General features: G+C 62.2%; 19 protein-coding genes and 1 tRNA gene. 11 read left to right on the top strand and 9 right to left on the bottom strand.

Features of this window, described 5'->3' with window-relative positions; all coding sequences use genetic code 11:
- Positions 1-124: 124 nt before the first annotated feature.
- Positions 125-1927, top strand: a complete 1803-nt coding sequence (locus MESCI_RS09460; protein ID WP_164754855.1) for an outer membrane beta-barrel protein — start codon at positions 125-127, stop codon at positions 1925-1927.
- Between the two features lie 40 nt (positions 1928-1967).
- Here MESCI_RS09460 and galU read toward each other — a convergent pair whose 3' ends face one another.
- Complete coding sequence (gene galU, locus MESCI_RS09455; protein ID WP_013529722.1) at positions 1968-2873, bottom strand: UTP--glucose-1-phosphate uridylyltransferase GalU; 906 nt, start codon at positions 2871-2873, stop codon at positions 1968-1970.
- Between the two features lie 209 nt (positions 2874-3082).
- On the opposite strand from galU, the gene MESCI_RS09450 reads away from it, so the two are divergent.
- Together MESCI_RS09450 and MESCI_RS09445 are read left to right on the top strand one after the other, a co-directional pair.
- Entirely contained in the window at positions 3083-4303 is a 1221-nt protein-coding gene (locus tag MESCI_RS09450) for a lytic murein transglycosylase (RefSeq protein ID WP_013529721.1), read from the top strand.
- 128 nt (positions 4304-4431) lie between these two features.
- On the top strand, positions 4432-5646 hold the full coding sequence (locus tag MESCI_RS09445) for an SGNH/GDSL hydrolase family protein (RefSeq protein ID WP_013529720.1): 1215 nt from the start codon (positions 4432-4434) through the stop codon (positions 5644-5646).
- A 27-nt stretch (positions 5647-5673) separates the two neighbouring features.
- Here the strand turns inward: MESCI_RS09445 and MESCI_RS09440 are convergent, their stop codons facing one another.
- Together MESCI_RS09440 and gltB are read right to left on the bottom strand one after the other, a co-directional pair.
- Complete coding sequence (locus tag MESCI_RS09440; protein WP_013529719.1) at positions 5674-7128, bottom strand: glutamate synthase subunit beta; 1455 nt, start codon at positions 7126-7128, stop codon at positions 5674-5676.
- A gap of 141 nt (positions 7129-7269) precedes the next feature.
- Positions 7270-12006 (bottom strand): glutamate synthase large subunit, encoded by a 4737-nt coding sequence (gltB, locus tag MESCI_RS09435; protein WP_013529718.1) that lies wholly within the window; start codon positions 12004-12006, stop codon positions 7270-7272.
- A gap of 491 nt (positions 12007-12497) precedes the next feature.
- Between gltB and MESCI_RS09430 the strand changes: the two genes are divergently transcribed.
- Positions 12498-13547 carry a threonine aldolase family protein gene (locus MESCI_RS09430; RefSeq protein WP_013529717.1) on the top strand — a complete coding sequence of 350 codons (1050 nt, stop codon included), beginning with the start codon at positions 12498-12500 and terminating at the stop codon, positions 13545-13547.
- A 71-nt stretch (positions 13548-13618) separates the two neighbouring features.
- On the opposite strand, the gene MESCI_RS09425 is transcribed toward MESCI_RS09430, so the two are convergent.
- Positions 13619-14086, bottom strand: coding sequence for an Hsp20 family protein (locus MESCI_RS09425; RefSeq protein WP_013529716.1), 468 nt, complete (start codon positions 14084-14086; stop codon positions 13619-13621).
- Positions 14087-14567: 481 nt separating this feature from the next.
- Between MESCI_RS09425 and MESCI_RS09420 the strand changes: the two genes are divergently transcribed.
- Positions 14568-15545, top strand: a complete 978-nt coding sequence (locus MESCI_RS09420) for an alpha/beta fold hydrolase (RefSeq protein WP_013529715.1) — start codon at positions 14568-14570, stop codon at positions 15543-15545.
- 17 nt (positions 15546-15562) lie between these two features.
- Here MESCI_RS09420 and hisN read toward each other — a convergent pair whose 3' ends face one another.
- The gene (gene hisN / locus MESCI_RS09415) at positions 15563-16336 is read right to left on the bottom strand and encodes a histidinol-phosphatase (protein WP_013529714.1); all 774 of its coding nucleotides are present in this window, start codon (positions 16334-16336) and stop codon (positions 15563-15565) included.
- 301 nt (positions 16337-16637) lie between these two features.
- A complete protein-coding gene (locus MESCI_RS09410; protein WP_013529713.1) occupies positions 16638-17579 on the bottom strand; it encodes an N-formylglutamate amidohydrolase in 942 nt (313 codons plus the stop codon).
- Between the two features lie 163 nt (positions 17580-17742).
- Here MESCI_RS09410 and cpdR point away from each other — a divergent pair, with 163 nt between their 5' ends.
- Positions 17743-18105, top strand: a complete 363-nt coding sequence (gene cpdR / locus MESCI_RS09405) for a cell cycle two-component system response regulator CpdR (RefSeq protein ID WP_006199474.1) — start codon at positions 17743-17745, stop codon at positions 18103-18105.
- Between the two features lie 116 nt (positions 18106-18221).
- Positions 18222-18296, top strand: a tRNA-Val gene (locus tag MESCI_RS09400).
- A 273-nt stretch (positions 18297-18569) separates the two neighbouring features.
- Here MESCI_RS09400 and MESCI_RS09395 read toward each other — a convergent pair.
- Positions 18570-18776, bottom strand: coding sequence for a hypothetical protein (locus MESCI_RS09395; protein ID WP_013529712.1), 207 nt, complete (start codon positions 18774-18776; stop codon positions 18570-18572).
- A 403-nt stretch (positions 18777-19179) separates the two neighbouring features.
- Here MESCI_RS09395 and MESCI_RS09390 point away from each other — a divergent pair, with 403 nt between their 5' ends.
- Complete coding sequence (locus MESCI_RS09390; protein ID WP_013529711.1) at positions 19180-19947, top strand: Stf0 family sulfotransferase; 768 nt, start codon at positions 19180-19182, stop codon at positions 19945-19947.
- 201 nt (positions 19948-20148) lie between these two features.
- Positions 20149-20316, top strand: coding sequence for a hypothetical protein (locus MESCI_RS09385; protein WP_164919869.1), 168 nt, complete (start codon positions 20149-20151; stop codon positions 20314-20316).
- Positions 20317-20401: 85 nt separating this feature from the next.
- Here the strand turns inward: MESCI_RS09385 and MESCI_RS09380 are convergent, their stop codons facing one another.
- Positions 20402-20797, bottom strand: a complete 396-nt coding sequence (locus MESCI_RS09380; protein ID WP_013529710.1) for a hypothetical protein — start codon at positions 20795-20797, stop codon at positions 20402-20404.
- A 14-nt stretch (positions 20798-20811) separates the two neighbouring features.
- Positions 20812-21144 (bottom strand): lysozyme inhibitor LprI family protein, encoded by a 333-nt coding sequence (locus tag MESCI_RS09375; protein WP_245268601.1) that lies wholly within the window; start codon positions 21142-21144, stop codon positions 20812-20814.
- A gap of 202 nt (positions 21145-21346) precedes the next feature.
- Between MESCI_RS09375 and MESCI_RS09370 the strand changes: the two genes are divergently transcribed.
- Together MESCI_RS09370 and MESCI_RS09365 are read left to right on the top strand one after the other, a co-directional pair.
- On the top strand, positions 21347-21637 hold the full coding sequence (locus MESCI_RS09370) for a hypothetical protein (protein ID WP_145923782.1): 291 nt from the start codon (positions 21347-21349) through the stop codon (positions 21635-21637).
- Between the two features lie 21 nt (positions 21638-21658).
- Positions 21659-24034: an alginate lyase family protein gene (locus tag MESCI_RS09365; protein WP_245268600.1), complete on the top strand. Its 2376-nt coding sequence runs from the start codon at positions 21659-21661 to the stop codon at positions 24032-24034.
- Positions 24035-24057: the final 23 nt, after the last annotated feature.

The following is a 24057-nucleotide window of genomic DNA, read 5'->3' as shown; positions in this document are numbered from 1 at the left end:
ATGAATCCCTTTGGAAATCAGCGCTTCAGGCAGCTGACGGGCCGCTGCCTCAACCCTCCGTTAACCATCCCCATTTACGGTTCGGTAAGTATGGCGCGCGTGCGCCGCGCAAGCAGTGGTGGCGATGTCCGGGGTCCAGCCAGAAAATTCGACGCGACGTGGGGGCAAGGCGGTCTGCGCCTTGCTGCTGGCAACCAGCATGTTTGCCTTGCTGCGCCCAACGGCGCTCCATGCCCAGGAAACCGAACTGCGCGGCGAAGTTTCGGAATCGGCGATCCTGTCCGACCAGCAGCGCAAGGCGAGACAGCTGGCCTTGGCAGCGCAGGGTCAACAGCCGGCCAACGCCGCGCAGGACAATGCGCCGGCCCGCACCTATCTGCCGGCCAGCGCCGGTGCCGTGCCTGACGACGCCGACACTGGCGACGCCACCGCGACCGGCAGCCTCTTCGACCCGCCGGCAGCCACTGACGACACGTCCGCCGACACGGCGGCGCCGCCCAAGCCGCGCCGCCGCTCATCGAGCGCCAGGCAGAATGCGGCTGACCAAGCCAAGGACAAGGCTGCCGACAAGTCGAAAAAGAAGAAGAAATCGACGGCCGACACCTCCGACATCACCGCTTCCACGACCGCCTCCCGGACCGCCTCCACGACGGACGCCACCGATGCTGCAGAGACCGATGCGGACACGGCCAACCGCCGCGCACTCACCATCGACAGCGCCGACAGGCAGAAGCTCGACCCAGGAGCGGAGCGTACGGACGCCATCGAAGGCCAGAAGAAGAAGCTGGAGGATGATCCGTTTGCCGCCACCGGCGTCAAATGGGGCTCCTTCGTCATCCGGCCGACGATCGAACAGGGCCTGACCGCCACCTCGAACGGCGATTCGAGCAGTGCAGGCAAGTCGGCGCTGCTGTCCGAGACGGCGCTGCGCTTTTCCGCCGCCTCCGACTGGCGCGAGAACTCCGCTACGATCGACGGCTATGGCCTTTTTCGCGAGACCGTCTCGGGTTACCCGGTTCACGACGAGCAAGGCCGCATCGAAGGCCAGCTCAATGTCGACCTCGACAATGAATTGCGCGCCATCGCCAAGCTCGGCTACGAGGCCGTGCCGGAATCGGCATCATCGCCGGACGCCATTGCCGGCGTCAGCAAGCAGCCGCTGCGGCAGACCATCGATGGCAGCCTGGCCGTCGAAAAGCATCTCGGCAAGATGCAGTACACCTTGACCGGCGCGGTCTCGCACGACTTCTACGGCGACGCCAAGCTCTCGGACGGCACCTCGCTGTCGCAGAAGGATCAGGACTCGACGCTCTACACGGCGACGTTGCGCACCGGCTACGAGATCTCCCCTGCCCTGACCCCTTTCACCGAAATCGAGGTCGGCCGCCGGACCTATGATCAACGCATCGACAATGAAGGCTTCGAGCGCTCGTCGACGCGGCTCGGCGCCCGCGCCGGCCTTGCACTCGACATGGGTGAGAAGCTGTCGGGCGAATTCTCGGCCGGCTGGCTCAGGGAAGCGATCGACGACAAAAACCTTGATGCGATCTCGGGTGCCACCGTCAACGCCGACCTCAAATGGTCACCCGAGCGCGGCACCATAATCGGCCTGACCGGGCGGACCACCGTCGAGCCCACGACCACATCGGGCGAGAGCGGCGATATCCTCTATTCCGGTCGCCTGACAGGCGAACGCCAGATTCGCGCCAACCTCACCGCCAACGCGGCTCTGGGTCTCGACTGGCGTGATTACATCGGCATCGACGGCCATGACAGGGTGTTGAGCGCCGAGGCCGGCCTGACCTGGTGGCTGAACCGCTACGCCGGCCTGACCACAAGAGTGAGGAGCGAGAAACTGACCAGCAACCTGCCGGGCCGGGACTACACCGCCAACAGCATCTTCCTCGGCGTCAAGGTGCAGCGCTGAACGGCCGCACCAACGACATCCGGCCGCTCGCTAGGATGTTTTAAAACGCAGCGCCACGGCGCTCTGACGGCTTCAGCTCGTCGAGAAGCGTGCGGATGACGCCCGCCATGTTCTCGTTCATGTCGCTGCGCCACAGCGCGAAGGCGACATTGGCCTCGACAAAACCCTCCGGCGATCCGCAGTCGAACGTGCGGCCTCGATAGTGGTAGCCGTAGAAAGGCTGCTGCTTTTCCAGCTTCAGCATGGCGTCGGTGAGCTGGATCTCGTTGCCGGCGCCTTTTTCCTGACCTTCTAGGATCTTGAAGATCTCCGGCTGCAGGATGTAGCGGCCGTTGATGTACAGGTTGGACGGCGCGGTGCCGGCCTTCGGCTTTTCCACCATCTCGGTGATACGGAAGCCGTGATGCGTGTCCTCGCCGCGGCCGACGATGCCGTATTTGTGGGTTTCGGCGGGATCGCATTCCTGCACCGCGATGATGTTGTTGCCCGTCTCCTCGTAGAGCTCGACCATTGCCTTCGTGCAGCTCTTCTCCGACTGCATGATCATGTCGGGCAACAAAAGCGCGAAGGGCTCGTCGCCGACGAGCTCGCGGGCGCACCAGACGGCGTGGCCAAGTCCCATCGGCACCTGCTGGCGTGTGAAACTGGTCTGCCCCGGCGCCGGCTGCAGCCGCTGCAGACGGGCGAGCTGGTCGTCCTTGCCGCGCTGGGCCAGCGTGTCATAGAGTTCGAACTGGATGTCGAAATGGTCCTCGATGACGGCCTTGTTGCGGCCGGTGACGAAGATGAAATGCTCGATGCCGGCCTCGCGCGCCTCATCCACCACATACTGGATCACCGGCCGGTCGACGACGGTCAGCATTTCCTTGGGGACAGCCTTGGTGGCCGGAAGAAACCGTGTGCCGAGGCCGGCGACCGGGAAGACTGCCTTGCGAACTCTCTTCATGCTTTCAATTATCCGTTTGAGGGCCAGCTCCGCAATCCCCGTTTCAAGACATTTTCACGCCGGAATTGGGGATTACTGGGAAACTGAGGGGAACGTCCACCGGTAAAGCTTCGAAGCGTCTTTTCGTTCCCGGTGGCACCTATGGTAAACTAATTCCTAACCTGGTTCGGCGATGAATGGTCTTTCCTGAGACAGAGAAGGAGGAAAAGATGTCCGTTCGCAATGCCGCAAAAATTTTTACCAGCGTCATGGCGGCAGCCAGCCTATCGCTCGCTCTGCTGATGCCTGGCCCCGCTTTCGCCGATGCCGGTTTCCGGCAATGGGTCGCCGGCTTCCGCGCCACCGCCGTGCAGAGCGGCGTTTCCGGCGCCCTATACGACCAGGCCTTCAGGAACATCAGGGATATCGATCCCGTGGTGCTGGAAAAGGCGCGCACGCAGCCTGAATTCACGGCCCCCGCCTGGGACTATTTCGACAACCGCGTCCATGATCAGTCCGTCGCCGTCGGCCAGCAGATGGCCAGGAAATGGAAGCCGTGGCTGGATCGGATCGAGGCCAGGTTCGGCGTCGACCGCTACATCCTGCTGGCCATCTGGTCGATGGAATCGAATTATGGCGAGATCCTCAAGCGCGACGACATCATGCGCAACGTCGTTCGCTCGCTGGCGACCTTGGCCTACGCCGATCCGAAGCGGGCGAAATTCGCCCGCACACAGCTTATCGCCGCGCTGAAGATCCTGCAGACCGGCGACATCGACGAAAGCCATCTGAGCGGATCCTGGGCCGGCGCCATGGGCCACACCCAGTTCATCCCGACCAGCTATCTGCACTATGCCGTGGACATGGACGGCAATGGCAAGCGAGACATCTGGAATTCGATCCCCGATGCGCTGGCGACATCAGCCAATTTGTTGAAGAAGAATGGCTGGCAGGCCGGCAAGACCTGGGGCTATGAGGTCGCCTTGCCAGCCGGAAAACTTCCCGGCGGTTCCAAGACGCTGTCGCAGTGGCAGGCGCTCGGCGTCGCCAGGGCCAACGGCAAGCCGTTCAAGAACGGCTCCGACAAGGCGACGCTGAAGGTGCCGGACGGCCGCAGCGGGCCAGCCTTCCTGATGATCAAGAATTTCACGGTCATCAAGGCCTACAACAACGCCGACAAATATGCGCTGGCCGTCGGCCTTCTTGCCGACGAAATCGCCGGCTCGAGCGGTCTGGTGCAGGACTGGAAGCGGCCTTTCACCAAGCTTACTTTCGAGGAAAGACAGGAGCTGCAGAAGCGGCTTTCCCAGCATGGCCTTTACGACGGCAAGTTCGACGGCAAGATCGGCGACGGCTCGAAGACTGCCATCATGGCCTTCCAGGCCAAGGCCGGCTTGACCCAGGACGGCTATCCGAGCATGGAAGTGCTGAAGTGGCTCCGGCAGAAATAGAGCCGCCTGCGGTGCCGCGCGGCCTTCCAGGCGCGCAAAGGACACTGTAGCAATCTGGTTGGCGCGGCATTTGCCGAGAAACCGATGCGGTTTTTCGGCAGGACTGCGCCAAGGGACGGAGGAAACGATTGGCTTCGGCTGCGCGCATCGCAGGGCTTGTTCGTCGCATGCCGGTGCTCGTCCTGGCCGTGGTCGTGCTTGCCGTCGGCGTTGCTGGCGCCTTTCATGCGCCGGCCATGGCGCAGGAGCAGCAAAACCGCGGCTGGTCGTTGCGCGACCTTTTGTTTCCGCGCCGCAGCGAGCGCATTGAGCCGCCCCTGGATATCCAGAAGCCGAGGCCCAGGCCCAAGGCGAAAAAACCCCGCGCCCCGCGCCCGCCCGCGGAACCGGAAATCCCGGTGGTCGACAAGGCGCCGGACGCCCGCACCGTCCTGGTGGTCGGCGACTTCATGGCGGCCGGCCTCGCCGAAGGCCTCGACACCGCTTTCGCAGAGAATGCCGGCGTCAGGATCGTCGTTCGCAGCAATGGCTCGTCCGGCTTCGTGCGCGATGATTTCTACAACTGGCCCGAACAGATCAAATCGCTGATCGAGACCGAAAAACCCGCCGCCGTGATCGTCATGCTGGGCTCCAACGACCGCCAGTCGATGAAGGTGGGCGACGTGCGCGAACAGCCACGCTCCGAGAACTGGACCAAGGAATATGAACGCAGGACCGACGCGCTGGGCAAAGCCATCGCCGCGGCCAAGGTCCCCTTCCTTTGGGTCGGCATGCCGGCGTTCCGGGTGCCGAAGATGACCTCGGATATGCTTGCCTTCAACGACATCTACCATCAGGCCGCAGAAAGCCATGGCGGCGAATTCGTCGATATCTGGGACGGCTTTGTCGACGAGAACGGCGCCTTCGTCACCAGCGGCCCCGACATCAACGGCCAGCCGGTGCGGCTGCGCGCCGATGACGGCATCAATATCTCGAAGGCGGGCAAGCGCAAGCTCGCCTTCTACACCGAAAAACCGCTGCTGAAGATCCTCGGCCTGACCGCGCCGGGAAGCATGATTACACCGTCCGCTCCGGCGGGCGCCCCTGTCGAGACGCCGGCGCCGGCCGCGCCCCCCATCGTCATCGACCGCACCGCGCCGATGCTGCTCAGCGATCCGGCACTCGACGGCGGCTCGGAGCTGCTTGGCGCGGCACCGCCGGCAAAGGCCAATCCGGACCTGCCCGGTGAAAAGCTTGTGGTCGAGGGCAAGGCACCGATTGCATCGCCCGGCCGCGCCGACGATTTCTCCTGGCCGCCGAAGGCCGCAGCCGCGACCGACACCACGACCGCGATCAATCGTTAGTCTCGCAGCGCGGCTCTGAGGCCGGGCTCAGCGCGGGAGAACGCTCGACCCCATCAACGCCTCGTCGATCGCGCGCGCAGCCTGGCGGCCCTCGCGGATCGCCCAGACGACCAGCGACTGGCCACGACGCACGTCGCCGGCCGCATAGAGCCTGTCGACGCTGGTCTTGTAGTCGCGGTCATTGGCCTCGACATTGCGCGAGCGGCGGCTGTCGGTGGCGATCTTCATCTCACCCTCCAATTCCCTCGCCACACCTGCCGCGGCCGGCCCGGCAAAGCCGATGGCGATGAAAGCGAGATCGGCACGAATGACGAATTCGGTACCGGCGATCGGCTTGCGCTTGTCATCGACCTCGCAGCACTTGACGCCGGTCAGCTGGCCTTCCTCGCCGATGAATTCGAGCGTCGCCACCTGGAATTCGCGCTCGGCGCCTTCGGCCTGCGAGGACGAGGTGCGCATCTTCGTCGCCCAGTAGGGCCAGACCGAAAGCTTGTCTTCCTTCTCCGGCGGCTGTGGGCGGATATCGAGCTGTGTGACGCGCACCGCGCCCTGGCGGAAGGCCGTGCCGACGCAGTCGGACGCGGTATCGCCGCCGCCGACGACGACGACATGCTGGCCGCCGGCGATGATGGGATGCGACGGCCACGCCACCGACTGGATCGGTTCGCCGCCGACCCGCCTGTTCTGCTGCACCAGATAGGGCATCGCGTCATGCACGCCGCCGAGATCGTCGCCGGGAATACCGGCCGCGCGCGGCGTTTCGGAACCGCCGCAATAGAGCACGGCATCATGTTCGGCGAGCAGTTCGGCGACCGGCTTGTCGACGCCGACATTGACGCCGCAATGGAAGGTCACGCCCTCGCCCTGCATCTGCTCGATGCGCCGGTCGATATAGTGCTTCTCGATCTTGAAGTCGGGAATACCGTAGCGCATCAGCCCGCCGGGCCGGCTTTCGCGCTCGTAGACATGGACGTCGTGACCGGCGCGGCCAAGCTGCTGGGCAGCCGCCATGCCGGCCGGGCCGGAGCCGATGACGGCGACCCGCTTGCCGGTCTTCTTCTCCGGCGGATAGGGCCTGATATGGCCGGTTTCATAGGCCTTGTCGGCGATCGCCTGCTCGACCGTCTTGATGGCGACGGGAATGTCCTCGAGGTTCAGCGTGCAGGCTTCCTCGCAAGGCGCGGGGCAGATGCGGCCGGTGAACTCCGGGAAATTGTTGGTCGAATGCAGGTTGCGGATCGCGTTGTCCCAGTCGCCATTGTAGACGAGGTCGTTCCAGTCTGGAATCTGGTTGTGGATCGGGCAGCCGGTCGGCCCGTGGCAGAACGGAATGCCGCAATCCATGCAGCGCGCGGCCTGTTTCTCGACCTCCTTGTCAGACATCGGCAGCGTGAACTCGCGGAAATGCCGGATGCGGTCGGAGGCCGGCTGGTACTTGTGCACCTGCCGGTCGATTTCGAGAAAGCCTGTTACCTTGCCCATAGTCCAGTTCCTGCTGTCCAGATGGTGCGGTTTTCGCCGCACCCGTTAACCCCTTGAGGCAGCCATGGCAACCTTGCGCCGGAGGTCAAACTGTCGATGAAGATGGGCCGGGAAGCCTGGGCTCCCCGGCCATTGCAAAGCCTATTCCGCCGCAACGCCCATGCGCATGCGTTCCATCTCGATCAGGGCGCGGCGGTATTCGACCGGCATGATCTTGCGGAACTTCGGCCGGAACGTCGCCCAGTCGTCGAGAATCTCGCGGCCACGCACCGACCCGGTGTAATGCACATGGTTCGAGATCAGCTGGTAGAGCCGCTCCTCGTCATGGCTGGTCATGTCGCCGGAGACGTCGACGCGGCCCTTGTGGTCGAGGTCGCCGCCATGGTGCAGCAGCCTTTCCATCAGATCGTCTTCTTCCGGAACCGGCTCCAGCTCGACCATCGCCATGTTGCAGCGCTCGGCGAAATCGCCCGCCTCGTCGAGCACGTAGGCGACGCCGCCAGACATGCCGGCGGCGAAGTTGCGGCCGGTCTTGCCGATGACGACGACGATGCCGCCAGTCATGTACTCGCAGCCATGATCGCCGACGCCTTCGACGACGGCGGCGACGCCCGAATTGCGCACGGCGAAACGCTCGCCGGCGACGCCGGCGAAATAGGCTTCGCCCTCGGTTGCGCCATAGAGCACCGTGTTGCCGACGATGATGGATTCAGCCGCGACGATCTTGGCCTCTTCCGGCGGCCGAATGACGATACGTCCGCCCGACAGGCCCTTGCCGACATAGTCGTTGCCGGCGCCGACAAGCTCGAACGAGATGCCGCGCGCCAGGAAGGCGCCAAAGGACTGGCCGGCAGTGCCGGTCAGCTTCACCTGGATCGTATCCTCGCGCAGGCCCTTGTGCTTGAAGCGCTTGGCCACTTCGCCCGACAGCATGGCGCCCGCGGAGCGGTCGACATTGCGGATATCGACCTCGATCTTGACCGGCAGCTTGCTCTCGAGCGCCGGCTTGGCCAGTTCGATCAGCTTGCGGTCGAGCACGTCGTCGATCGGGTGCTTCTGCCGCTCGGTCCAGTGCACCGCTTCATGCGGCGCATCCGGCTTGAAGAACATCTTCGAGAAATCGAGCCCGCGCGCCTTCCAGTGCACGATCAGGTCGCGCTTTTCCAGAAGATCGGTGTCGCCGATGATCTGGTCGAGATGGGTGTAGCCCATCTCGGCGAGCAGCTCCCTCACCTCTTCCGCGACGTAGAAGAAGAAGTTGATGACATGCTCGGGCGTGCCCTTGAAGCGCTTGCGCAGCACCGGATCCTGCGTCGCGACGCCGACCGGACAGGTGTTGAGATGGCATTTGCGCATCATGATGCAGCCGGCCGCGATCAGCGGTGCGGTCGAGAAGCCGAACTCGTCGGCGCCGAGCAGCGCGCCGATGATGACGTCGCGCCCTGTGCGCAAGCCACCATCGACCTGCAGCGCAACGCGCGACCGCAAGCCGTTCAGCACCAGCGTCTGGTGTGTCTCGGCAAGGCCCATTTCCCACGGGCTGCCGGCATGCTTGAGCGAGGTCAGCGGCGAGGCACCGGTGCCGCCGTCATAGCCAGAGATGGTGATGTGGTCGGCGCGCGCCTTGGCGACGCCCGCCGCGACCGTGCCGACGCCGACTTCCGACACCAGCTTGACCGACACGTCGGCCGCTGGATTGACGTTCTTCAGGTCGTAGATCAGCTGTGCCAGATCCTCGATCGAATAGATGTCGTGATGCGGCGGCGGCGAGATCAGGCCGACGCCCGGCGTCGAATGCCGGACCTTGGCGATGGTGGCGTCGACCTTGTGGCCGGGCAGCTGGCCGCCCTCGCCGGGCTTGGCACCCTGCGCCACCTTGATCTGCATCATGTCGGAGTTGACGAGGTATTCGGCCGTGACGCCGAAACGTCCCGAGGCGATCTGCTTGATCGCCGAGCGTTCCGGGTTCTTGCCGCCGCCCGGCAGCGGCAGATAGCGGTCGGCCTCTTCGCCGCCCTCGCCGGTGTTCGACTTGCCGCCGATCTGGTTCATCGCGCGCGCCAGCGTCGTGTGCGCTTCGCGCGAGATCGAGCCGAACGACATCGCTCCGGTCGAGAACCGCTTGACGATGTCGGCCGCCGGCATGACGTCGTCGAGCGCCACCTTCTTGCGGCCGGTTTCCCCGGCCAGCTTGAGCTTGAACAGGCCGCGAATGGTCTGGGCGCGGGCCGTCTCGCTGTCGATCTGGGCGGAATAGTCCTTGAAGGTTTCCCACGATCCCTGGCGCACGGCGTGCTGCAAGGTGGCGACAGCATCGGGCGACCAGATATGCGCCTCGCCGCGCATGCGGAACATGTATTCGCCGCCGACCTCGAGGCTGTTGCGCAGCACGGGGTCGTTGCCGAAACCGTCATTGTGGCGGCTGAGCGTCTCGGCCGCGATCTCGTCCAGGCCGACGCCTTCGATCAGCGTCGCGGTGCCGGTGAAGTATTGCTGCACGAAATCGGTCTTCAGGCCGATGGCGTCGAAAATCTGCGCGCCGCAATAGGACTGGTAGGTCGAGATGCCCATCTTGGACATCACCTTGAGGATGCCCTTGCCGATCGACTTGATGTAGCGCGAGACGACTTCGTAGGCGTCCACTTCCTTCGGCAGTTCGCCGCGCTTGTGCATGTCGAGCAGCGTGTCGAAGGCGAGGTAGGGATTGATCGCCTCGGCGCCATAGCCGGCGAGGCAGCAGAAATGATGCACTTCGCGCGGCTCGCCGGATTCGACGACGAGGCCGACCGAGGTGCGCAGCCCCTTGCGGATCAGGTGATGATGGACCGCCGCCGTCGCCAGCAGCGCCGGGATGGCGATGCGGTCGGGCCCGACCTGGCGGTCGGACAGGATGATGATGTTGTAGCCGCCGGCAACCGCCGCCTCCGCCCGCTCGCACAACCGATCGATGGCGCCCTGCATGCCCGCGGCGCCTTCGGCGGAGCCATAGGTGATGTCGATCGTCTTGGTGTCGAAACGGTCCTCGGTGTGGCCGATGGAGCGGATCTTTTCGAGATCGCCATTGGTCAGGATCGGCTGACGAACTTCGAGCCGCTTGCGGCGCGAATTGCCGACAAGGTCGAAGATGTTGGGCCGCGGCCCGATGAAGGACACCAGGCTCATCACCAGCTCCTCGCGGATCGGGTCGATCGGCGGGTTGGTGACCTGGGCGAAGTTCTGCTTGAAATAGGTGTAGAGCAGCTTCGACTTGTCCGACATCGCCGAGATCGGCGTGTCGGTGCCCATCGAGCCCACCGCTTCCTGGCCTGTCGTCGCCATCGGCGACATCAACAGCTTGGTGTCCTCCTGGCTGTAGCCGAATGCCTGCTGACGATCGAGCAGGCTGACATCCTTGCGCAACGCGCGCGGTTCGACCGGCTTCAGATCTTCGAGGATCAGCTGCGTGTTGGCGAGCCAGGTCTTGTAGGGATGCTTGGTCGCGATCTCCGACTTGAGCTCCTCGTCGGAGACGATGCGCCCCTTCTCCAGGTCGATCAGAAGCATGCGGCCAGGCTGCAGCCGCCACTTCTTGACGATCTTCTCCTCCGGCACAGGCAGCACGCCGGCTTCCGAGGCCATGATGACGCGGTCATCGTCGGTGACGATGTAGCGCGCCGGGCGCAAGCCATTGCGGTCGAGCGTGGCGCCGATCTGGCGGCCATCGGTGAAGACCACCGCCGCCGGTCCGTCCCACGGCTCCATCAGTGCCGCATGGTATTCGTAGAAGGCCTTGCGATCGGCATCCATGAGCTTGTTGCCGGCCCAGGCTTCCGGGATCAGCATCATCATGGCATGGCTGAGCCTGTACCCGCCCTGGAACAGGAACTCGAGCGCATTGTCGAAGCAGGCGGTGTCGGATTGGCCGTCATAGGAAATCGGCCACAGCTTCGAGATGTTGTTGCCGAACAGTTCGGAATCGACCGACGCCTGGCGCGCAGCCATCCAGTTGTTGTTGCCGCGCACGGTGTTGATCTCGCCATTGTGGGCGACCATGCGGTAGGGATGCGCCAGCTTCCATGACGGGAACGTGTTGGTCGAGAAGCGCTGGTGGACGAGGATCAGCGCGGTTTCGAAGCGCGGGTCCTTGAGGTCCTTGTAGTAGGCCCCGACCTGATAGGCCAGGAACATGCCCTTGTAGACGATGGTGCGCGCCGACAGCGACACGCAATAGGCGCCAACGTCCATGTTGTCGTTCTCGGCATAGATGCGGCCCGATATGACCTTGCGCAGCAGATAGAGCCTGGCCTCGTATTCCTCGTCATCGGTAATGTCTGGCGTGCGGCCGATGAAGATCTGCCGATGGAACGGCTCGGATGCCACGATGTCGGGCGCCTTCGACAGCGACGAATTGTCGACGGGCACGTCACGGAAACCGATGAGCGGAAGTCCCTCGGATTGCGCCGATTCGGCAATGATGTCCTCGATATGGGCGCGAAGGGCGGCGTCCTGCGGCATGAACCAGTGTCCGACGCCGTACTGGCCCGCCGGCGGCAGCTCGATGCCCTGGGCTGCCATCTCCTCACGGAAGAACTGGTCGGGAAGCTGCACCAGTACGCCGGCGCCATCGCCGACCAGCGGATCGGCGCCGACGGCGCCGCGATGCGTCAGGTTTTCGAGCACAGCAAGCCCGTCCTCGACGATCTGATGCGACTTCACGCCCTTCATGTTGACGATGAAACCGACGCCGCAGGCGTCATGCTCGTTGCGTGGATCGTAGAGGCCCTGGGCGGAAAATCCGTTGGCGCTTCGGCCAATATTGGATCGCAAGGTGGTTTTGACGGTTGCCGCTTTCGTCTGCGCGGCCTGGCCGTTCGTCGCAGAGTGCGTCATGTCCGTCATCTCCTGTCCTCCTTCCCAGCCATTCAGGCGCTGGTTTGCCTCGGCAAGCGCTTGGCTCACCCTGATCCTTGTGGCACGTCTTGCGAAATCCTGTCGAACCAGGCGGCTTTCCGCATGGATCGCATCCGGTAATCGTACAGGCCAGAGTCTGGCTGTCCACCTGTCGCTCGCGGCAACAGCCGGAGAGGCCCAAATGATACGCCAATCCAGCTCGTTTTGTGCGACAAAATAAGACAGCACTACTGTCCTAAATTTTTATGGCAGAAATCCCGGACGCACACAAGACCGATTTGCAAAAAACTTGGGGCATTCGCGACAGAAAATGTCGCGAAGCTGAGGAAAAACGTAAGCTTCAGTCGTCGGCCTGGGCTTTGCCCGTTGGCTGGCTTTACTGTTTTTCCGGCGCCTGGCCCTTGCGATCAGCACGCGAAACCGGTCAACTTCAGTCTGATTTCCCCACCCCCCCGTTCTCCCAAGACATAGGCAGATGCATGTTCTTCGCTTCCGACAATTGGGCAGGCGCCCACCCCAACATTGCCGCCGGCCTGTCGGCCAATGCCGGCGGCTTTTCCACCGCCTACGGCGACGGAGCGCTCGACCAGGCAGTCTACCAGCGCTTCAGCGAGATTTTCGAACGCGAGGTCGCGGTGTTCTTCGTCGCCACCGGCACGGCCGCCAACTCGCTGGCGCTGACCGCTTACAACAAGCCGGGCGGCATTTCCTTTGCTCACCGCGAATCGCATGTCATCGAGGACGAATGCGGCGCGCCGGTGTATTTTTCCGGCGGCTCACGCCTGCATGAGATCGATGGCGCGCTGGGCAAGATCGATCCGCACAATCTGGAAAGGACCATCGGCCGTTTCGCACCGGAAATCGTCCATTGGGGACGGCCGATGGCCGTCTCGATCACCCAGTCGACCGAGGTCGGCACCATCTACGGCCTGGATGAGATCGAGACGATCGCGGCGATCGCCAAACGATATTCGGTGCCCTTGCACATGGACGGCGCCCGCTTTGCCAATGCGCTGGTCGCGCTCGACACGTCGCCAGCCGAAATGACCTGGAAACGCGGCGTCGACATCCTGTCCTTCGGCGGCACCAAGAATGGCTGCTGGTGCGCCGAAGCGATCGTGCTGTTCGATCTTGATCGTGCCAGGGAATTGGCGTTCCTGCGCAAGCGCGCCGCCCAGCTGTTTTCGAAATCGCGCTTCGTCGCGGCGCAGTTCGAGGCCTATTTCAAAGACGGATTGTGGCTGGACACCGCCCGCCACGCCAACGCCATGGCCGCACGCCTTGCCGCCGCGATCGAGGATTCGGCCACGGCCAAGCTGGCATGGCTGCCGCAGGCAAACGAGGTTTTCGCAGTGATCAAGAAAGCCGAAGCTGAAAAGCTGCAGGCAGCGGGTGCGGCGTTCTATGATTGGCACAAGCCGCACGGCTTTGACGGCCACATCAGCGAGGACGAGTTGCTGTATCGCTTCGTCACCAGCTTCGCGACGACGGCCGATGAGGTCGACCGTTTTGGCCAGCTGATCGCCTGATACCGAAATCCCCGATAACAAAAAAGCGGCGCCTTTCGGCGCCGCTTCCGTCTCGGGAGGAGACTTGTACTTTAGGCAGCGGTCTTGGCCTCGATCTGCTTGGCCTTGGCCGAAGATGCCGTAATCGCGATCTTGCGCGGCTTCAGCTCCTCGGGGATGTTGCGCTTGAGGTCGACGAACAGCAGGCCGTTCTTCAGCGAAGCACCGACAACTTCGACGTGGTCGGCAAGCTGGAAGCGGCGTTCGAAGGCTCTCGAGGCAATGCCGCGATAGAGCAGTTCAGAGCCTTCGCCGGTGCCCTCGTCCTTGCGCTCACCCTTCACGGTCAGCACGTTGCGATGGGCTTCGATCGAGATTTCCTCGTCAGAGAAGCCGGCAACCGCCATCGAGATCCGGTAGGAATCCTCACCGGTGCGCTCGATGTTGTAGGGCGGGTAGGTCTGCGCGCCATCCGGCTGCGCAAGCGAATCGAGCATCGTGAACAGACGATCGAAGCCGACGGTCGAGCGATAGAGCGGGGAAAAATCAACGTGACGCATGAGGTGTTCTCCTGTTGAGCAACATGGTTTGCGTATGGCCGGTGCGAAACCCTTGAGCGGCGTTTCGGGTGGGCCAGCGGCCCCGACATTGGCGACCGCACGAGACATTTGGGGAGCGCTGGAAAGCATTTCAAGATTTCACCTGGCGGCAAAAGCCACGGCGGCCGGACCCTTGATGAACGGCAGATGAACCGGCACTTCGGCGCGCGTTCAGGCAGCCGGCGCTAAAGTCCATTCCAGGATCAAGGACTGGCGGCGCCGATTGCACAACAGGCACCGCAACGAGGCCGACCGGGTGTAACGTCCCTTCCTCCCGGATCGACAGAGGCCGGAAGCACGCTTTCAAGCGGCTTCCGGCCTTCCCTGTTGCAGCCCAGTCAGTCACCGGGAATTCCTTGGCTTTTGGCGCATGGGCGTCTATCACCATAGCGGAGCCGGCCAGCGCAGGCGGGCATGCGAGACGCCGAGCACGAAGCGCCGAATGACGGATCTTTTCACCGAAAACTCCCTTTTTCACGAAATCGAGGGCAATCCGCGGCCGGAAAACGCCACCGGCGGCTTCTTCACCACGCGTGACCGCAAGAATATCCGCTACGGCCTGTTCGGCGCGGTCGCTCGCCCGATGAAGGGCACCGTGGTCCTGCTCACCGGCCGCAACGAGTGCATCGAGAAATATTTCGAAACCATCCGCAACCTTGCCGATCGTGGCTTTGGCGTCGCCACGCTCGACTGGCGCGGCCAGGGCGATTCAGACCGGCTGATTCGCGATCGCCAGCGCGGCTACGTCAGCAGCTTCCGCGACTACACCGCCGACCTCGAACAGTTCTTCGAGGAGATCGTGCTGCCCGATTGCCGCGGACCCTACTACATCCTGGCCCATTCGGCAGGCGCATTGATCACCCTGCTGGCCGCGCCGTCGATGGTGAACCGCGTTCGGCGCATGGTGCTGATCGCGCCTTTCCTGACGCTGCCCGACCTGCCGGTCTCGATCTCGACGGTTCGCCGCGTCTGTTCCCTGTTCTGCGCTCTCGGCCTCGGCCGGCTCTATGCCGCCTGGGGTCCGCGGCCGAGGGTAACGGCCCCTTTCGAGACCAACAAGCTGACATCGGACCCGGAACGCTATCGGCGCAACACACGGATCTATGAAGAATACCCGCAACTGGCGCTTGGCGGGCCGACGATCCGTTGGCTGCGGGCAGCCGCGAAAGCTTCGGAAGCCGTCAGCGACCCCGACTTCATGGCCCGGATCCAGGTCCCGCTGCTGATCATCGCCGCCGGCGCCGACCAGGTCGTCTCGACCAGGGCTGTCGAAGCCTACGCCAGGCGTCTGCGGCTCGGTTCATTGCTGATGATCGACGGCTCCCGCCACGAAATCCTGCAGGAAGCCGATATCTACCGCGAGCAATTGCTCGCCGCCTTCGACGCCTTCATTCCCGGCAGCGACGACCCCACGGCCTGACGGCCGCCGGTCGCTGGTCAGCCGCGCAAGGCGGCCATGGCAGCTGCGTGGAGTTCCGGCGTTGCAGCCGCCAGGACATCGCCGCCCTTTTCCGCAGGCCCGCCATCGAATGTGGTGACCACACCGCCTGCCTTCTCGATGATCGGGATCAGCGCCACGATGTCGTATGGCTTCAAACCGGGATCGGCGACGATATCGACGCTTCCCGAAGCGATCATGGCGAAGGCATAGCAATCGGCGCCATAGCGGGCGAATTGGATCTGTCTTTCGAATGCATCGTAACGGTTGCGCGCTTCGCCTTTGAATAGCGCCGGCGTGGTGGTGAACAGCGTCGCCTGGTCCAACTTCGTCGTCTTGCGGGTCGTCAGTTTTCGCGGCCCGCCCGGCCCCTCATAGTGCGAACCTGAGGCGTTGGCGTAGAACAGCTCGCCGGTGAAGGGTTGCGCCATCATGCCGGCAACGGCGTCACCGTCGACCGTCAGCCCGACCAGCGTGCCCCACACCGGCAGGCCGGAAATAAAGGCGCGCGTGCCGTCGATCGGGTCGATCACCCAGACATGCCGGCTCGAAATGTTCTCGCTGCCATGCTCCTCGCCAAGAATGCCATGGTCGGGATACTCGGCAGAGATCAACGCCCGGATAGCGCGCTCGGCCTCGCGATCGGCCTCGGTGACCGGATCGAAACTGCCCTGTTCCTTGTTGGCGACCGCGCCTTGGGCACGAAAGCGCGGCAAGGTCTCCGCCGCCGCCACCTGCGCGATGCGGCGCATGAAATCGACACTGATGTCCAACTGATTCTCCCGCACTGCAGCATGTCCGAGCCGTGCTCTGCCGCCAATTTCGTACCAAAACAAGTGTGTTCGACGACTTCTCCGCGACGGCATCTGTTGCCCGGATGTCACATAAGCGTCGTCGAAACGCAATTTCCACATCAGAGTGAATTAAAAAAGCCTGAAGGTCGCTTGACATTTGTGCAACGCACAATACCCTCGACCTCGGACAGGGTTTCCTGTCCATGCCCTCCTTGGGCGTTTCCTCCCTAGACTTCGACCGTATCGTGCAAACGATGCGGTCTTTTTTTACGCCGCGATTTCACTCCGCGGCCAGCGGCAGGTCGATGAAATGATGATCGGGCATCGACATCAGGTCGGCTGAGAACCGCGTCAGATCGTCGGCCAGCGCATCGAAGCCGGCGGCCTTCTCGAATGTCCGTTCGTTCATGTAGAGCCCGCGATTGACCTCGATCTGGAGCGCATGCAGATGGCGCGCCGGGCGGCCGTAATGCTCGGTGATGAAGCCGCCGGCATAGGGTTTGTTGTGGGCAACCGAATAGCCCATGGCGCTGAGCAGGCCGATCGCGGTCTCGGTCAGGGCGGCGGTTGCCGAGATGCCGAAACGGTCGCCGATGATGAAGTCGGGCCGCAGCCCGCTGTCGCCGACACGGATGCTCGCCGGCATCGAATGACAGTCGATCAGCACGGCAAAACCGAACCGCGCATGGGTCCGGGTCAAAAGCCGCTTCAGCGTCTCGTGATAGGGCTTGTAGACGGTTTCGATCCGGGCAACGGCTTCCGACAGCGGCAGGCGGCCGGAATAGATGTCGAGCCCCTCGCCGACCAGCTTCGGCACCGTGCCAAGCCCACCCGCCACCCGCGCCGAGCGGATGTTGCAGAAGGACGGCACTGGCTCGGCGAACATGCGAGGATCGAGCTCCCACGGCTCGCGATTGACGTCGAGATAGGCCCTCGGAAAATTCGCCGCCAGCAGCGGCGCGCCGAGCGCCACGGCACCGCCGAACAGCTCATCGACGTAACAGTCTTCCGACCGGCGGATGGCGTTGCGGTCCAGCCTTGCCATGGCCAGGAAGCGTTCGGGATAATAGCGGCCGCTATGCGGCGAGTTGAAGAGGAAGGGGACGCGCTGCTCGGCGCCCGACCGGATTTCGAAGGGTGGAAAGACCGAAAAATCCTCGGCTGCCGTCTTCAATTTGAACGAACCCGAAAACACCAGTGCATCATGATGTGAAAGTGCCACCTTGCAGGCCGCGTGTCCAGCATTTCAGCGGCGGCACACCCGCGGCAAATATGGATCATCGCCGTCCGCGTTCACTTGATGTTTACCCTCACCTCCTCATATACAGGATGGTTAACGGGCTTGCCCAACGGCAATCTCGGGCGGGTGATTCGGACAGGATATCATGGCACGCATTCTTCTGGCGGAAGACGACGACGATATGCGTCGGTTCCTCGTCAAGGCGCTGGAGCGCGCCGGTTACCAGGTCAGCGATTTCGACAATGGCGCCAGCGCCTATGAGCGGCTGCGCGAAGAACCGTTCTCGCTGCTGCTGACCGACATCGTCATGCCGGAGATGGACGGCATCGAGCTGGCGCGCCGCGCCACCGAGATCGATCCCGACCTGAAAGTCATGTTCATCACCGGTTTCGCCGCTGTTGCGTTGAACCCGGATTCCAAGGCGCCAAAAGACGCCAAGGTGCTGTCGAAGCCATTCCATCTGCGCGACCTCGTCAATGAGGTGGAGAAGATGCTGCAGGCGGCCTGAGCCGTTTTCTAGGCGAGGCGCCGCACCTCTTCGCCACTGCGGCGAGACGACGCCTTCTTTCCTTTTTCCTGCTATTGACGCGCTGGATCAAAAATGGTGTATGCGCGGCTTCGGATGGGCGTGTAGCTCAGCGGGAGAGCACTGCATTGACATTGCAGGGGTCACAGGTTCAATCCCTGTCACGCCCACCATCCAACCAGACAAATCAGACTTGGATCGACATGCTGGCCGGCTCGCCAGACAAAGCGCGTGGGCATGACGCGCGGGATGAGCAGCGTCGAGGTGCTGGCGGAAGAACTCCTCACTTGGGATAAGCAGGGCACAGCGTGGCACAAGGCCGTCCAGGGCGCGCGTTACACAGAGCTGGACGATACGGTGCCTCAAGGGGAGGCTGGACGTTGGCGAGCTTTCGAGCGCAACGCGCCCGTCCCAGCGCTGACCGGAACGGGCGACACGCAATCAGATCATTGCGGCGCTGGATCAGGCGTATTTCCCGGCCTGTCGCCGCCGCCCTTGCCTTCGCGGCAAGGCTCGCCGATGCCGCAGCATTTGCCATTATAGGTGACGCCAGGCTTCAGCTTGTCGCATTCCCTGGGAGCGGTTGTCTTGCAGCCGGCCAGCACCGAAACGGCGATGGCGGCCAAAAAGACGTTTCTCGAGACAGTAAACATAAGACGTTCTCCTTGATGAACCATGTTTGGACACATCACTTGGTCGCGCCTCGGGTGAATTGGTTCACAAAAATAGTGATGGCGGCGAAAACAACCCTCACGGTTGTTCGACAGAGGACACTCCTGGGCAGGCGCAGCAATCGCGTGGCGACGTGTCGGCGACGGCGAACACGCCCACAATGACGATGGCGGCCGATGCGGCGTCCTAGATGAATTGCGTGGTCATCTGGTCTGGAATCCAGCCAAAACCCTGGTGATGCCGACAAGATGGCAACGAAGATCACGGCGGCAATAAGCTGAACACGGTGTTCCTGGACATGGGGCGGGAACGCAGCGCTGATTTGGATTGAAGGTAAGCGGGCCTTGCGGCATGCGTTGCGGGACAAGGTGAAGTGAGGATTTTATGCGGGGCGTTGCGATTCTTACAGAGGGAAGAAGCGGTTCGAATTGGCTGGGAAGCCTGACGAACGCAACTGGCCTGATGGGACGGTCGGAGGAATGGCTTGATCCGGCCTATCTACGCTTCGATCCCCGCACCTATGATGATCTTGAAAAAGCGGCCATCGAGAAAGCGGCGACCGACAACGGGCGGTTTGCGATCAAGTTGTTTCCGCGCCATCTGGCCTGGTGTAAGGAGAAATTCGGAAAGGATTTTCTATTCGAGATACGAAGAAAACACGGCTTGGAATTCATTTTGTTGGAACGTCGCGACCGAATTCAGCAAGCTATTTCGTTCTACCGAGCTAGGATGTCTGGAGTGTGGACGAGCCGGCACGAAGGGAAAGTCAATCCGCGCGCTGTTCCTTATAGCTTCGCCGACATCAGCCAAGCATATTTCCAGGTTGATCGAAGCTATGCGTTCTGGAGGTCCTACCTACAACTTGCGGGGCTGGATTGTCGTCAATTCGTCTACGAAGATTTGCAGCAAGACCCACGGCCCTATCTGGAAGCTGTGGCGGATTATATGGGCGTCCAGGTCCCGGAAGACACCGCCAATTCGAGATTCACTGTTCAACGGGACAGCCTCACGGAAGAATGGATAGTGCGCTTTCGTGAGGACGCAGCGGCCAAGGGCGCCATTGAGGGCATCGGGGAGATGGCGGTGCCAAGAACGCTCGACAATATCGCCCGCTTTGCCCTGAAACGGCCCCTGATCCGAAAGCGCTTCTAGAGGCAGGTACTTTCTTCGGGGGAATTCGATGATCGTTGCAGCTGGCTCGGTTCAGCGCTCAATGCCCCGGCTCTTCCTCCAGAACACCTGGAGTAAATCGCGCTGGTCAACCTTCTGCCCGCAGTAATGATCTTCTTCCGGGATGTCCTGGCCGCCGTGCAGCTTGCTGGGAACGGCGGGCCAGGGTCAGATAGTTTCGTCATGTCGCTCGAACCTGCCATTGCGGCAAAAAGTTCCGGAACCATCCTTCAAGCTGATGGAATCGCGGATCGCGTGTGCGGGATCGGCATTTCCCGGCTGTTCGCCGAGGTAGAGCGGTTCGCATTTGGGTTGACCTCTAGCCTGCACCTGGCGCAACGCCGCATGTAGTGCTTGAAGTTGGCGAAGGGTGGTTTCTCGATTGGGTTGAGGTCCGGACTATAGGGGGCAGGAACGAGAGCCTCGCGGAGCCAGCCTACTGGTCATCGTCATCGTTATTGTCTGGATTGTCGACCAAACATCCCGCGCCGTGACACCCTTGGTAATTGCCTTGAGTGTCGAAATTCGGATTGCCGTCCTTGTCGTAACTCGGCCTTGGATCGATGTAGCTGTCGTCCTTTCGACGCGCTTCCTTGCGATCCTTGTCTCTCTGTTCTTGCGCGGCCATGCGATCCAACGAGCGCTGCTCATCTTCTGAACGTTGTGAGGTCTGTTGCATCATGCAGTCGGCAAACCTGTTGGTTCCTGGCCTGTAGCCGTAAGAAGCGCACTGTTGCTGATCCATTGCGCGCTGATCCTCAGCGCTGACGCAACCGGCAACCGCCAACGGCACAAGCGCGATCAGCACATATCTCATCTTGAAATTCGGCATTTTGTCACTCCAGATTATTCTGATGGCACCGGGCAAGAGAGGTCACCCTCCTGGCAGTTCAGGTAGGCCTTCAACTGCTTGGTGCGGGCCTTGGTCAGGTCAGCCTGACAAGCAGCGGCAACCATCGGCGCCGCGGAGCCACCATCGTCACCGCTGGATTGAAACGTGCATTCGGCGTTGCGGAACGCAATCCACGCTCTCTGCGCTTTCACGAACCGTGCCTTGCCGTCGGAATCATCCGTAAGCCGCTTCTGGATTTGCTTGAAGGTCTGGTTCAATGCCTGATCGGCTCTTTTGAAGTCCGAAGCTGGATCGGCCAGAGCCGCGGTGGCGGCGAACGACAGCATGGCGACCGCAGCAAGTAGAAAACGCATGATTGTATCCCCCTCGTGAAAACAACCACAAGTAAGCACGCATAGGAGCAGCCGGCAAGGCCTGGAAAACCATATAGTAAGCAAAGGGTTGTCGGGTTCAACAATGCAGGACGGACGAGGCTAGGGCCGTGAGGTGATATGCGGGGAGTGGCAGATAACTCATGCATTCGATGCAATGGCGGTCGAATGCGGCCGCCACAAGCTGACCATGTTTGGACACATCGCTTGGTCGCGCGCCGGGAGGATTGGTTCCAAGAAAATTGCGATCACCGGCGCATCTTTTGCGAGCTTGCCTTTGCGTGAAGGCGAATCGCCGATGCCGGGGCATTTGCCATGCTATGTGGTTTTCGGATTTGATTTATCGCATTGTCCTGTCGGCGTTGCCTGGCAACCTGCCGTCACTTATGCAGCAGAACATAACAGGACATTCGCAACGTTACATGCGAGAGACGTTTTCCATGATTGATCGTGTCGCACAATTCAGGGCTTGGTCGCCTCACGCTCAGAAATGGTCCAGAGTCGAAGTCGGAATGATTGGCGAAACCGCGCGCATCCCCGAGGCGGTGATCGGGATCCGGTCTCCCTGCGTGCCGTCATGAGCTCACAGCCCGGTAGGACAAAACTATCGTCCTGGCCGAAGATATATCGCGAACTGAACCGTGTGCGCACGCAATTGCGGTCGCCGTGGTCGACATTGGGCAACGCGCTCATTTCCGCAAAGCAGAATGCTGAATACCGGCGCGGACTCGGCAAGCGGATCGAGGCCGCCCGCGAGACTTACACGGCGTCGCCGATCTCGCAGATTGCCGACAGCTTCATGCTCGTCCGGATCATCGGCAATGATCTGGAACCACGACACCGCAAGGGCCAGTCATTCGACAACGTGCTGTTCATTCTGGACAACGAACCGGTCTTCGACGCCTGCGAAAAATTCTGGATCGTCAATCGAATAGTCGACACCGACGAGGAAGCCCGGATCATCGGCCTGCTCGAAAGCCGCCGCCAGAATTTTCATACAATCCCCTTCGAACTCGATCAGTACCGGAAGATATCCTGGGACGTCGACCAGCTTGTTGCCGGCGACCTCCGATTCTCAGAGAAGGGCCGGGCGAGCGGACAGTCCGCGCGTTACGAAACGCACATCCGCCGCAGCAAGAACCTCTATGTGATGAACAACAATGGGGCTCGCAACGCCGCGCTCGCGATTGCCCGCGACAGGGCAAAATGGCTGATGCCCTGGGACGGGAACTGCTACCTGACAGACTCTGCGTTCCAGCGGATACGGTCCGCGATCGAGAAAAACCCGCACCTTCCCTACGCTGTGGTGCCCATGGCGCGCATTGTCGACAATGCGCTTCTGCTGGACCAGAGCTTCCAGCCGCCGGCCGAGGAGGAGCCGCAGATCATATTTCGAGCCGATACCACGCAACTGTTCGACGAAAACTATGGTTACGGAAGGCGGCCAAAAATCGAGATGCTGTGGCGGTTGGCAGTTCCCGGCCCCTGGGACCGCTACCGCGACGACGCCTGGGATTTCCCACGCCCGGTCCGGGCAGCGGATGCCGGGCTGCTCCAGAAAGCGGGCTGGGTGGCGCGCCTGGATTCAGGGCGTTCGCATCTCGAGATCGGCAAGGCCGGCTTCGTCGCTCGTCTGGTCAGCCGCGATCAGGCGATCGTCGATATGGTCGATCAATGTGACGCCAAGGCAGTCGCCGCTCGGCTTGATACCTCCCGCCTGGCCTTTTATGACGAAGACGCCCTGGCCAACGCGGTGAAGGACGGGCCCATCCTGCACCATCTCGAAACCGCGGCCGGACAGGCACTCGCCCGCGGTCCGTTCAGCGTGCTCGACAAGACTGGCCTAGCCCCCAGCGGGGATCCCCAGGACTATTTTCACCCCGCGCCTTACTGGTGGCCCGACCCCGACAGACCCGACGGCCTGCCCTATATCCGGCGCGATGGCGAACGCGTGCCCGGCACGGCATTGTATGCAGCAGGAAGCGAAACCTACGATCGCACACGCTTGCAGCGCGTCTTCGACGACACAACCGTGCTTGCGCTCGCCGCAACCGTGCTTGATGGGCATCATTATGCCGTCCACGCCGCCAGGCTCATTCGCGCATGGTTTATCGATCCCAGGACAAGAATGAACCCGCATTTGCGCTATGCGCAGGTGCGGTCGGGCCACGACAACAATGAAGGGTCCGGCCACGGCATCATCGAGCTGAAGGATTTCTATTTCTTCCTGGATGCCGTACGCCTGCTCGAGCGAACAGGAGTACTGGGCGACGAGGATCGCGATGCGTTCAGAGCCTGGCTCGGTTCCTACTGCGAATGGCTGGACACCGCGCCGGCAGCCGCGACGGCCTTCTGCAGCAGCAGCAACCAGGGAACATATTACGATTTGCAGCGGGCATCGATCGCCACGTTTCTTGGCGACAGCGCCACCCTGGCCAAGATCAGCCTCTATGCTCGGGAGAGACTAGCAACCCAGATCGCAGCCGATGGCTCCTTGCCCAGGGAACTGTCCCGCACGCGCCCCAGGCACTACGCCATGTTTACCTTGCAAGGCTGGACGTCGCTGGCCCGTGTCCTGTCTTCGGTCGGTGACAATCTCTGGCAACACAAGACAGCCGAGGGACTGGGACTGGTCCAGGCGCTGCACTGGCTTGTTGCGCACGAGAACAAGCCACACACCATGTCGGCCGAAACTGTCGATCCGGATCGGCTTGGGCCGCTGCTTCTCGACCTGACGCACCATGATCCCGCAGGAATGCCACCTGCCGATCTGGGAAGGGCGACCAAGCCCATTTTTCATCCAGACGAGGCAATCGCGCCTTTTTGGCTGTGGCGGAGACGTTAGCGACGCCCGGCATTCCTGGCCTG

It is taken from the genome of Mesorhizobium ciceri biovar biserrulae WSM1271 (assembly GCF_000185905.1).
GTDB classification, from domain to species: Bacteria; Pseudomonadota; Alphaproteobacteria; order Rhizobiales; family Rhizobiaceae; genus Mesorhizobium; species Mesorhizobium ciceri.
This window is presented reverse-complemented; position numbering and strand designations above follow the sequence as displayed.